This is a genomic window from Acetatifactor sp. (assembly GCF_982438285.1).
This window is the reverse complement of the sequence record NZ_CEWDFQ010000065.1, coordinates 1-11989: the sequence shown is the minus strand read 5'-3', so window position 1 is coordinate 11989 and position 11989 is coordinate 1. Positions and strand designations below refer to the sequence as shown.

Here is an 11989-nt window from a genome sequence, read left to right as displayed (position 1 = left end):
CCTTCTCACAGGAGCCTTTTTTGTCTTTCTTGTACTGGTTCTGCTTTTTAAAACACCGCGCAGCGTCAGCTATGATCTGTTTGGCGGCATCACCGCCTTGATTTTAGTCTATTTTTTACTTTACATCATTACGGATCTGCGGCTGAGAAGCGGAGAGTCGTTAGTGAAGCTGGAGGTGCTCAACCGGACGGACCCTCTCACCGGTCTGCCCAACAGACGCTGGGCCTCCGAAAATATGCCTCCCTGTTTTCGCCGCTGTCAGAAAATGCAGCTGCCCGTTGCCGCCATGATGCTTGACATTGACGATTTCAAAAAATACAACGATACCCTGGGACATCAGGCAGGAGATACCTGCCTGAAAATCATCGGCGAAATCATACTCTCCTATTCCAAGGACCTGGGCATTCTCGCGGCAAGATATGGAGGCGAGGAATTTCTTTTCCTTTTGGGAGACTGCTCCAAAAAGGAGGCTCTGTCTGCGGCCTGGGGCCTGCTGGAGCGTGTGCGGGACCGCGCAATCCCCGGGCCAAACGGAATCGTCACAGTAAGTGTAGGTGTGGCCGTTATGTTTCCCTCCATGGACAGCACCATGGAGGAGCTGGTGGGGCAGGCTGATGCCGCCTTGTACCACTCCAAGAGAGTGGGCAAAAACCGGGTGACCCTGGTGGAGGTGGATTGAAGGATCAGCTTCCCTCCAGCATGGATCCCAATGTGTTAGTGACCTGCAGTAATAAAACATTTTCTTCCTTGAGGAGCCCTGTCGGACACTGCCACCGATAAGGGGCAAAGGCTCGTACCCCCAGTGACTGTCCGTTTACCAAAAGCTCCAGACAGTCTGACGCTGTTATACCAGGAGCAAGCTCCATGTTTACCATATCCCCTTTGAGCGCCTCTCCAAGCATCAGCTTCGTCTCAAGACAAAGGGTGCCGCTGTACCAGGGAAATCCTTCCATATGAGAGCTCTGCCAGACTGCATGCTCCGGCTTTGGCACAATTTTTTCCTGCCTTACACCAAAGTCCCCCAGCAGATACAAAGGCTCTCTCAATCCGTCCCAGTCCTCCTTCACTATAATCTGAAGCTCTAAAAGATTATGTCCCGTCCTGACGTGATTAGTCACATCGCAGGCCACATTTCCCCTGTCGTATATAAAGAAGGGATGAAACTGCTCCTTTTCCACCAGTATTCCGTTTAGTTTCATTTCCCATTCCCCCGTAATCGCCTCCCTGTCCATCAGAAGGAGAAGCTTTGAGGGCTTTGCATCTATCTGAAATTCTCTCCGGCAGTAAAGGGTGACCGGATAAGAAATTCGCAGCCGCTTCGGCGTCCCAAATGTTCCCGTGAATCTAATCTGCCCGCCGTCCAGCCATTGAAACCTGTCGCACAGCTCAATAAAGGTATCTGTCTCCCCTCTTCTCCAGCGCTTTCCATCCAGAGACATTTGAAATTCGCCCAGACGAAATACATTTTCCCCTTCCATAGAAATCTTCCAGCGGGTATTTTCATCCATGGGGAGCAGGATTGTCTCTTCCTTCTTTCTTTTCCCTTTCGGTTCCTGACAGTTTTCCTCCCTTTTCCATGGCCCTTCGTCCCGGGGCACATCAAAGCCCATAAGCACAGACTCCCAGGGTCCCAGCGCTGCCTCAAATTCCCTTCCCTCAGAAGAATCCACAGGCAGAATGCTTCCATCCTCCGCATCCAGTCTGCAGACGGTTTCAGCGGGGGTCTTTAAAGAAAGCCCTACCTTCATTTTCCCGCCCCCATGATTGCACAAAAGCGCATAGCGGGCTCCCTTTTCGTCCTCCCTGACGCAGGAGCAAAGCTCTCTTGGCTCCCCCTCCAGCACTGAAATGCCGATCACGGGAGCGCCCGCCGCCTTTTCAAGTGCTTCCAGATATTTTTCCTGAAAGCCCTCCTGCTGCAGACTGCCAGAGGACGCCAGAAACACATTGGTTTTTTCACGAAATACCTGCAGTCCCCTGTCCTGCTCCCCATCCTCCCAATACCGCTTTTGATTTGCGTCCGGTGTACCGAAGAGACGACAGTATTTCTCCTCCGCCTTCTCATCCTCATCGATCACCTCATAGGGCAGCATACCGGCTGCAACAAGCCGTCCGCCGCAGTCTGCAAATTCCTGAAGCTTCTCTGTAACAGCCCGCTCTATATTGCTCATGGGCGGCATCACTACCACTTCATAGACCGCCCTTCCCAGGTACAGCCTGCCCGCTTCCACCTTAGCCTGGCACAGAATTTCCCCGTCCAGAAAATCAAAGCCAATCTGCGCAAACAGCATGGTTTTTGCCAGATAAATCCAATCCTCCCTAAGCTGCCTCAAATGCTTTTCCTCCGCCGAATCCTCTCCTGCATAGGAAAAGCCCTTTCTGGGGCTGCCAAGATGTGTCCACAGGGAGGTCACCGGATCAAGCAGCGCAATCCTGCAGGACTTTCTGGTGCCTTTCAAAAACAGGCTCAGTCTGGCCCCGTAATCCGCCAGCAGATGATAATGCTTCCAGTAGGGATTTTGGAAAAACTGGGAGGGCGGCGCATCATGCTTTGCAAGACCGCCTATGGTATAGCAGAAGGCATGAAAGGTATAAAAATTGATCCCCATTGCCGCCAGATAATCTATCATCCACTTGGCATCCTGTAAGGTCATGGTCCAGCCCACACTGTGAAAGCTCTCCACCAGGGCATATTCCCGGCCCGACTGAGCGGCCAGGGAAGCGATTCCTGGCGCACAGCTTCTATAATTGGCCAAATCTTTATCGTAAATTTCCTCCAGGGACACTCCCAGCTTCTCATGGCAGGCGTCTCCGCCAGGCACAGTGCTGTAAATCTGGGTGGAACGGCGCATAGAGGGTGTCTCCGTTACAAAGGCTATGCCATGTGCGGCGCACCAGTCCGCCGTCTGCTTATGATAGGAATCCCGCAAAAGCTCGTGGGCCGCCTGATAGAGCTGATACCGTATTCTGGCCGCACCCGGATAAGCTCTGTCACAGAGAGCAGGCAGCTTTGCGCACAAATCGTAGCCGTGCTTTTCTCTGATTTTTTCCGGAAGATGCTTAGACCATGGAATCTTCCCTAAAAAGAACACCTCATCGGAGAAAATACCTTTGACCTGGGTGTTAAAATCCTTTCCAAGCGCCTGAAAATATCTTTCATGGGTACAGCGCAGAAAGGTCTGTACCGCACTGCTGTCACAAGGATCAAAAAAATTCCCAAAATATTTGTAGTCTTCTAGGCCCTCCTCGCTGAAAATTTCCAGCCGCCAGCTTCCCTCCGGCAGCCAGACTCTCAAGGTTTTCTGAGGGCCATAGGTGAAAAAGCGTTTGTCCGTATAGGGCGTCATTCCGGCGTGCATACAGATCTGCTGCGTCTGCACAATCCCGATGTGCCTGCGCATATCCAGTGTGTTTTCCCGCAAAAGCCGCCCCTCCGAATCCACAGGCACCGCGCCCGCATACAAAATTTTCCCCCATCCCAGGGTAAGCTCCAGCCATCGTCCGCCCCTCTCCCAGCTTCCCCAAAATACCAGCTGTTTCTGGGCTGCCTCCGGATGCTCCAAAAGAGTCTCTCCGCCTGCCATGCCGCTGGGATAAGGATATTCATCATACAGCCAGATCTCCAGCCCAAGCTGCGCCCCCCGCCTGCAGGCATGACGCACCAGCTCAAACCATTCCTCACCCAGATAAGGAATTTTTTGTCCCTGGCGCGGACAGATAAAGGCGCCGCCCACCCCCTGCTTTTTCATCTCAGCCAGCTGAAAATCGATCTCATCCCGTTCTATTTTCCCGTTCCAAAACCAAAAGGGCTTTATCCTGTTTTCCCCGGAAGGGTTTTTCCATGTTTCTAAAAACCCCATGCTTTTCTCCCTCCTATGTCTTGCGCTCTCAAAGCTTCACAAATGCCTTCTTAGGTTCCTTGGCCTCAAAAACCGTTTCACCGTCCGCCTTCACCCTGTAGTATTGATTTTTCTCATAGGATACGGAAATAACCTTCTCTCCCACAAAGAGATTCTCAAGGGTAAAGCGCTCAAGCCCCACATCTAAGGGATCGATCTCGATTCCATTTTCTGTGGGCGTGATTCCCGCCACATGCCTGACGATAAGGTCAATATAAAAGGAGTGCAGGTAGTCCGCCTCATCACTCAGCGCCTCCCCTGTCACCGGATCATAATGCTCCACCAGATAGGGCTCCTCCAGACAGTTTCCCCGATAATGCTCCAGCGAATATTCCCTCAGATATTTTCCAAAGGCTCCGTCGAATCGATGGCCCCAGCGCTTGCTCTGCAAGGCGATGGCATCCAGCGCCACCCCTGTGGTATAAGGCCAGGAGGGGCCATCCCACATACAGCCGTTTCTTCCCTTGAAAAAGCTGCCCTTCCAGCCGCCTTGCGGTGCAAATACCGGGCAGTCCCGGGAAACCGAGGCAAAGCCTGAGCCTGTTGCAAAGCCCTCCGGGGAAAAATAGGAACGAAGCAGGGGAAGGTGCTTTTCTTCCGTGATCTGCGCCCATAGAGGATAGATCCCCACCACGTTTCGCACCATGGCCTTTTCTCCCGTCTCGTGGTGCAGATCATAGAAAAAAGAAGTTTTTTCATCCCACATTTTCTCTAAAATCTGCTCTTTAAGCCTCTGTGCCAGTCTATAAAGGGAGGCCGCGCCCTTATCCTTTGTGATCTCGCACAATTTTGCTACGCCCAGCCCATTCAGGTATAGATATACTGCCAAATCCACCCGTTTCATCCAGTCAAAGCTGTCATTATCCCTTGCATTATCCGGAAAATTCCGGAAATACCAAAAGGAAGGCTGGTACTCCTTCCCCGTCCTGCGGTGATCTCTGCACACAGGCAAATCATCCTGTCCATTTTTGCTGCTCTCCCAGACGCCCCACACATTTTTCTGAAAGGCTCCCAGGACCTCTTTCAGAAAAGGCTTATCTCTTTTTGCCAGATACAGCTGATAAAGGGCCCAGCCCGCAAAATTCCCATACACTGCCCCCGTCTTGTCCACCATCATCGTGTGAAACAGCCCTTGGCCGTCCGCGCTGTCCACAAGGGACCGCACCGCCTCCATACAGGGCGTCCCATCCTTTTTCCAGCGGCAGTCCAACAGGTGAAGCGGTGTGGAAAGGGGAATCAGCTGTGTAAATTCATGCCCCTTGGGCTCATAAAGGTCCTTTACCGTCTTATGAGATCTGCCCTCATAAAACATCCCGTGCCTCATATTCCCACAGTGGGGCTCTGCATAATTATGGCGCAGCAAAAACCACCGATATTTCCAAGTCTTATTCAAAAGAGCGTCGTCGGACTCAAAAGAAGGCACGTCCTCAAACCATGCACCGTACTCCCTCTGCTGCCCTTCCACACAGGCCAAGACCCGGCTGCTTTGGGAAAGATACTTCTTTACCCTGCCAGCCGTATCCTTTAAGTCCTCGCTTCCCTTCTCCCCTATGGCTGCCGCCAGAACAAACTCTGTACTTTCCCCCGCAGGTACCTCCAGCGTCCCCTGCAGATGAATGCCATTGTCCGAGCAGACTGCTCCCACAAGATGAAGCCCGTGGCATGCGCAGCTTCTTTCCAGCAAAACGCATCCCCCATCCTGCTTTATCTGCCAGCAGTCCTGTGGCATGCGAAAGAAAAGCTTCATCGTCCTTTGGGTCTTATTTACCCATTTCTGGCAGGAAACCGCACAATCCTCCCAGGTGATAAATTTGTGTTCCTCAAAGGCAAAGGAGCTATTTTCCCGCCTTAAGGTGAGAAAGCTGGGTCTCCATATGGCTTCCACCGGCTCTAAAAAAGGCCCCTCTTCCCTTTCCACCCAAAAGATTCCTGGCAGATTTAATTTATGGATAAAATCTATCCTTCCCAAAAAGCCCGCAGCGGGCTCCAGGTAGTCTGCAAACAGCCTGGAGCCCGTAGGCCCCAGCAGAAGCCGCCCCGGAAGTGTCCGCAGTGTGCGGTTCTTCTGCTGTAGTTCATCGTCAAAGTGCTCTCGTACCGTTACTTCTGTGTTCCCTGATACCATTCGTTAGCTTCCTCCGTAAGCTGGGTGCCGCCATTGTCGTACCAGGTCTGTACGGTGTCATCCCAGGTTGCATCAATATCCACATCCCCACGGATTGCCTTTACAATGTACTCCAAAGGATAGGCATAAATCAGATCTGGATTCTCCGTAGCCGCGCTTAAGGAGACCTTCACCACATCCGTCACCGTGTTCATCTGCGCAAACATAGGCATATCCACCTCATAGCGCTGGCTCATTCTGGCTCCGCCTATAATGGTCAAAAACGCATCATTGGAAACATACATAGGCCACAGACACTGGCCATTTCCCATGGTCTGGCCCTGGGCGTTATAGTCCTCTTTCTCACTGTAGTTTTCAATCCAGACTCTTTCCGTGCCATCCTCGTTCCACTCCCAGATGTAGCCCTCAGGTCCCCAGTGATTGATAATGATGTCTGTGTCGGCAGCCTGCTGCTCCAGAATGTCCATTACCTTGTACATCTTTTCCCTGTCATCCTCAAGCTGTACGCCAAAGCAGATGTAACCGGAAATATTGCTGCCCGCATAATAGCCGGAGTTTTCTCCCGCCGGTCCCACAATCTGGGGAATTACAATATAATAGGGATCGATCATATCATCGCTGAAATCTGTCACATTGGCAGTACCGTAAAGCGCCTCCTCATCTCCTGCATTTGCAGAGAAAAATTCCTGCCAGCTTTCATTTGATGCGACCCATTTTGCATTTACATGGGCGTCATTGTCCCACTCATAGTCATCGAAGGCAAAGCCATCCACAAAGCCTGTAATGCCGTTTGCAAATTTATAAGCGATGTCCGTACCGGAGGTTCTGCTCTCATCCGTAACAAATTCCGGATCGATCAATCCCATGCCATACCATTTGTTTAACAGCTTCAAGGCCTCCTTGCATTCCTCAGTGGCAAATCCAAATACAACCTCTCCGTCCTGCTCAGTCCAGCAGAAAGGATTAATTCCATATGCCCCGAAAATGGAAGAAAAGAAACGCTTACCTTCTTCCTTATCGGAGCCGGAGGTCAGCGCATAAGTATCGTCCACTCCGTTTCCATCGGGATCGTTATAGGTGAAGGCCGTAAACACCTCCTCCAGCTCCTCCAATGTGGTGGGCACCGAATCAAATCCGCAGTTTTCCAGCCAGTCCGCCCGAATCACAGCCGCCTGTGCGATGCCGCTTGCAGCCTTGTACTTTGCAATGCCGTAATTGACGCCGTCAATCATGGAGTAGGAAAAGAAATCCTCATCCTCAGCCACACACATGGCATAATAGGAAGGCATATATTCCTGTATCTCCTCCTCCGTGACACTGGCTAAAATGCCCAGGTTCTGGAAGGAAGCCACCTGCTCCACAGAGCTTAATATCATCACATCGGGAATATCTCCGCCTGCAAGCAGTGTACTCAGTTCATCCTCGCTCTCCGCCCGGACAATCTCCACGTCCACTCCAAACAGCTCTTCAAAGGTCTGTTCCCCCCAGGAGTTATCTTCATAGGGAGGATTGATGTTGTACCAGGATATCTGCATTACTTCCGTCTCAGCCTCGGTTCCCTGTGTCCCAGAGCCTAGCTGGCTCCCGCCGCTTTGTTCTTCCTCTGTGCCTGCGCAGGCGGCCATGGACAACGTCATACCGCAGCATAAAACAAGCGCTATCGCCTTTTTCATCATTTTTCCTTTCATTTGTAACCTCCTTCTATTTTCTATTGATAAAAACAATTTGTTTTGTATCCTACTCTTTTACCGCTCCCAGAGTCATTCCCTTGACAAAAAATTTCTTTACAAAGGGATAAATAATCAACACTGGCAGTATGGTGACCATAATGCCTGCCGCCTGGATGGAATTTTCCGTAGGCAGATCAGCCTTTCCCGTAGTCATGCCCGTGAGCAGCAGATTACTCTGCTCGATAACCAGTCTTCGTATCTGCACCAGCACCACCTGTTTTTTCATGGTGGAAAAATACAGCTGGGAGTCAAACCAAGAGTTCCAATGGGTAAAGAACACCCAGGTACCCACCGCGATCAGGGAAGGAACGCTTAAGGGCACCATGATACGGAAAAATATCTGCACCTCGCTCGCTCCATCCAGCTTCGCCGCCTCTGCCAGGCTTTCCGGAATGGTGGAGAAAAAGCTCCGCAGAATGATCATATAATAGGTATTGAACATTGGCAGAAGAACCAAAAGCCAGATATTGTCCAAAAGTCCAAGCTCCTTAATCATCAGGTAGGTGGGAATCATTCCTCCCTGCACAAACATATTCACCAGAAAAAATACCGTAAATACCTTTCTGCCCGGCATATCCTTCTTTGAAAGCGCATAGGCCGCCAGCGCCATAAAAAATACGGAAAGGATTGTTCCCACCACCGTCCGGAAGATGGTGATCATGTAGCCCGACTGAATATAGGGCGAAGAAAAAATATCCTTATAGGCACTCAACGTAAATCCCGCCGGAACCAGCATAAAGGGATTGCTGCTGGAGGAAATTCCCCCAAAGGTGGAAAAGGACAGCATGAACAGATACCAGACAGGATACACAATCGCCAGTCCAAAGCACAAAAGCAAAAAACCAATGACCCAGTCCGCCAGGGTGTATTTTTCCTTTTTTCTTTTCACCTTTTTTACCCTTATCATACGATTCCCTCCTGATTAATCCGTTTTACAATTCCATTTACGATAAACACCAGCACCAGACTGATCATGTTCTGGAACAGGCTCACCGCCGAGGAATAGCTGTACTGCATGCTGTTGATTCCCAGGCGGTACACATAGGTGTCCAGAATATCCGCTACGTCCATCACCGCCGAATTGTACAGGTTGAAAATCTGATTGAAATTACCTGACAGCAGACTTCCCAGCTTCAAAATCAGCACCGTGCATATGGTTCCCGACAGACAGGGAATCGTGATATGGAACATCTTCTGCCATCTGCTGGCGCCATCGATGGAAGCCGCTTCGTACAGCTCCGGGGAAATCCCTCCGATGGCGGCGATAAAAACTAACGCATTCCACCCTGCAGATTCCCAGATATCCGATACCACCACCCAGAAAATAAACCAGTTGTCCTCCGCCAGAAAATAAATGGGCGTACCTCCCAGCATGGAAATGATTTCGTTTACCACACCTGTGGTAGGCGACAGCAGCACTGTCATGATGGAGGCAATCACCACCCAGGAAAAGAAGTGCGTCAGCATGGAAAGACTCTGCACCGTTCCCCGGAAAAGCTTGTTTTTTACCTCCGACAAAAGCAGCGCCAGCACCAGTCCGCAGGGCGTCACGAAAATCAGCTTCAGAAAACTGATAAAAATCGTATTGCGGAAGGCTCTGGAAAAATTCGGGTCATTGAAAATCCTGGCAAAATTCTGCAGTCCTACCCATGGGCTGTCCCACACGCCCTTCACAATGTTGTAATCCTTAAAGGCAATGGTGACGCCGTAAATGGGCAGGTAGGCAAATAATATATACCAGATGACAGCTGGAACCAAAAACAAATACATCCACCTGTACTGCCACATCCGTTTACCCAGCTTTTCAATTTTTTTTGAAGGGGCCGCCGCCACAGCGGTTCCCTTTCTCTGATTGATGTCTTTTACTCTCTTGCCCCTTGCTTTACCCATATTTTTACCTTTCTCCAATACAAGCTCTAAAACTGATATCTCAGTCCCTCGTCAAGTTCTTTTTCGCCGCGGATCCAGCCTTCCTCCACTCTCACATATTTGACAGCCCTGCGGTTTCCCCAGGTGTAAGCAAGATGAATGGTTCCATCCTTTCCCTGCAGCAATACGGGATACTCATACCTTTTATTGTTTACAGCGTTTCGTCTTCCACAGAAGCCCTCGGCTCCCTCCACGATTCTGCGCAGATCCCAGGTCAGTCCATCATCCTCCGACAACGCAAGCGTGATGGGAGCTCTCTGCCTGGGCCACCTGGCTTCCTTCCTGTCCTCCCCAAAGCCGCAGGCATTGTACGCCAGGGCAATAGCGCCGCTTTGGAGGGGAATGGCGGAAATACTGGAATTATTGTTTGGCAGCGCTATAGACTCCGGCTCTGTCCAATGCTCTCCCAAATCTTCAGATTCCGAACGGTATAAATAATCCGCTCCCCGGCTTCTGAAAAAGGCCGCCAGCCTTCCGTCCGGCCTCTCCACAAGATTACAGTGCACCAATCCTCTGCTTTTTGGTATCTCCACCATCCGCCAGGTCTCACCCTGGTCGTCGGAAATCTGTATTACGGTGATATCACTTCCATTTCTGGTGTCATCGTCAAAGCACAGCCAGTTTCCAAACAAAAAGCGTCCGTTCTGCAAAACCTGAATTTTCTGCCTGCAGAAGGAACCGGGGCGGGAAAACAAAACCTCCGTTTTTCCAAAGGTCCGACCTCCATCCTTAGACCGCCTGCACCGTATCTGGGATGTATACTGCAAATTTGCGTGGGGCGGCAGCTCCATGCCCGGCGTCTTGGACACATGAGCCGTATACAGCAGCCAGATTTCTCCGTTAGGATGCAGAAACAGGGAGGGATTCTGCTCCGACCGGGTATCATCGTCGGACACCCGCACTGGCTCGCTCCAGCGGCTTTCTTCTGCGGGCAGCCTCGACAGATACACATTCACGTCCGACCAGCCCTCGCCCTTCTGCCCCGCAAAGAAGCAGCACAGCAGGTCTCCCTGGGGAGTCTCCAGCAGATCAGCGGCATGACAGCTTTGACAAGGATTGGGCAGCAGCGCTTCCACCATATCCAGCCGACTGTTGTAATAAAGTCTGCCGTCCACCTCCGGCTCTGCTATTTTGATATATTCTCTTGGCATTTTTCCGTCACCTCTTTTTTCTTTCTTCTTTGTTTTGCAAAGCGGACTGCATAATCAATGGCATTTTCCAGGCTTTTTGCGCTGGCTCTTCCTGTTCCCGCCTGGTCAAAGGCAGTTCCATGATCCACCGAGGTTCTTATAATGGGAAGTCCCAGTGTGATATTCACCCCCGAAACGTCCTCCCACTGTTTTTTCTTCTGATCATATAGAAAGCCAGCCATCTTTAAAGGAATATGGCCCTGATCATGGTACATTGCCACCACTATGTCATACATGCCTCCTCTGGCCTTTGAAAATACAGTGTCCGGAGGGAGCGGTCCTGTGGCCAGAATGCCCTGTTTTCTTGCCGCCTCCACCGCAGGCCGGATTTCCTCTATTTCCTCTCTTCCAAACAAACCTTCCTCCCCCGCATGAGGATTGAGGCCCGCCACTGCGATCCTTGGCGCTTCTATTCCCATATCCCTGCAGGCCTCATAGGCAATTTCAATCACCTCAGACACCCTTTTTTCCTTTACCAGATCACAGGCCTGTCTAAGGGCCACATGAGTGGATACATGCACTACTCTGAGATTTTCATGTACAAGAAGCATGGTGTATTTTTGGGTGCCAGTGTACTGGGCATAAATTTCCGTGTGCCCCGAGTAGGCATGTCCGGCCAGATTAATGGCCGCCTTGTTAATGGGGTTTGTAACAGTGGCGTCCACCGCCCCCTGCTTTGCAAGCTCAATGGCCTTTTCCACATACTGAAACGCTGCCTCTCCGGCCTTTTCTGAGATTTCTCCCACGGGGAAGTCCCCGGGCCTTAGCTTTTTTCTATCCAGCACATCTATGGTTCCCCATTCATATGCAGCCTCCGAAAGAGCGCTTATGCCATGCACTGCAATATCCTGTTTTCCCACTATCTCCAGGGCATTTTCCAAAACAGCGGCATCTCCGATCACAAGGGGACAGCAGCTTTCGTATATGCTTTTCTGGCTCAAAGCCTTTGCAGTGATTTCCGGTCCTATCCCTGCCGGGTCCCCCATGGTAATACCGATTATGGGTCTGTTATCCTTCATCTGCGTCCTCCCATCCTATGCCATTTTCTTTGCTTTGTTTTCCGCAAGAACCTGGCCCAGCGCCTGCAGGGCCTCTTTTGAAAGCTGGTGAAAGGGC

8 protein-coding genes are annotated in these 11989 nt (G+C 51.0%); 1 reads left to right on the top strand and 7 read right to left on the bottom strand.

Translation table 11 applies throughout. From position 1 onward, the window contains the following. A partial coding sequence (locus AC1WIP_RS05055; protein WP_481140795.1) for a GGDEF domain-containing protein occupies window positions 1-679 on the top strand: 679 nt, incomplete at its 5' end. A 4-nt stretch (window positions 680-683) separates the two neighbouring features. Here the strand turns inward: AC1WIP_RS05055 and AC1WIP_RS05050 are convergent. The 7 genes from AC1WIP_RS05050 to pdxA are packed head-to-tail and all read right to left on the bottom strand — an operon-like array spanning window position 684 to window position 11859. Next, complete coding sequence (locus AC1WIP_RS05050) at window positions 684-3860, bottom strand: glycosyl hydrolase family 2 protein (protein ID WP_481140794.1); 3177 nt, start codon at window positions 3858-3860, stop codon at window positions 684-686. A gap of 28 nt (window positions 3861-3888) precedes the next feature. Further along, entirely contained in the window at window positions 3889-6024 is a 2136-nt protein-coding gene (locus AC1WIP_RS05045) for an MGH1-like glycoside hydrolase domain-containing protein (protein WP_481140793.1), read from the bottom strand. Continuing rightward, entirely contained in the window at window positions 6000-7712 is a 1713-nt protein-coding gene (locus AC1WIP_RS05040; RefSeq protein ID WP_481140792.1) for a type 2 periplasmic-binding domain-containing protein, read from the bottom strand. Before AC1WIP_RS05040 ends, AC1WIP_RS05045 begins: the two co-directional genes overlap by 25 nt. A gap of 49 nt (window positions 7713-7761) precedes the next feature. Continuing rightward, on the bottom strand, window positions 7762-8661 hold the full coding sequence (locus tag AC1WIP_RS05035; protein WP_481140791.1) for a carbohydrate ABC transporter permease: 900 nt from the start codon (window positions 8659-8661) through the stop codon (window positions 7762-7764). Continuing rightward, window positions 8658-9644: an ABC transporter permease gene (locus tag AC1WIP_RS05030; RefSeq protein WP_481140790.1), complete on the bottom strand. Its 987-nt coding sequence runs from the start codon at window positions 9642-9644 to the stop codon at window positions 8658-8660. The genes AC1WIP_RS05035 and AC1WIP_RS05030 overlap by 4 nt, the downstream gene beginning before the upstream one ends. A 26-nt stretch (window positions 9645-9670) precedes the next feature. Continuing rightward, the gene (locus AC1WIP_RS05025; RefSeq protein WP_481140789.1) at window positions 9671-10834 is read right to left on the bottom strand and encodes a sialidase family protein; all 1164 of its coding nucleotides are present in this window, start codon (window positions 10832-10834) and stop codon (window positions 9671-9673) included. Beyond that, complete coding sequence (gene pdxA, locus AC1WIP_RS05020; RefSeq protein ID WP_481140796.1) at window positions 10810-11859, bottom strand: 4-hydroxythreonine-4-phosphate dehydrogenase PdxA; 1050 nt, start codon at window positions 11857-11859, stop codon at window positions 10810-10812. The genes AC1WIP_RS05025 and pdxA overlap by 25 nt, the downstream gene beginning before the upstream one ends. Window positions 11860-11989: the final 130 nt, after the last annotated feature.

Coding starts and splice junctions, on each gene's coding strand:
- AC1WIP_RS05050 (WP_481140794.1), bottom strand. CDS start 3,860: ATGGGGTTTTTAGAAACATGGAAAAACCCTTCCGGGGAAAACAGGATA.
- AC1WIP_RS05045 (WP_481140793.1), bottom strand. CDS start 6,024: ATGGTATCAGGGAACACAGAAGTAACGGTACGAGAGCACTTTGACGAT.
- AC1WIP_RS05040 (WP_481140792.1), bottom strand. CDS start 7,712: ATGAAAGGAAAAATGATGAAAAAGGCGATAGCGCTTGTTTTATGCTGC.
- AC1WIP_RS05035 (WP_481140791.1), bottom strand. CDS start 8,661: ATGATAAGGGTAAAAAAGGTGAAAAGAAAAAAGGAAAAATACACCCTG.
- AC1WIP_RS05030 (WP_481140790.1), bottom strand. CDS start 9,644: ATGGGTAAAGCAAGGGGCAAGAGAGTAAAAGACATCAATCAGAGAAAG.
- AC1WIP_RS05025 (WP_481140789.1), bottom strand. CDS start 10,834: ATGCCAAGAGAATATATCAAAATAGCAGAGCCGGAGGTGGACGGCAGA.
- pdxA (WP_481140796.1), bottom strand. CDS start 11,859: ATGGGGGACCCGGCAGGGATAGGACCGGAAATCACTGCAAAGGCTTTG.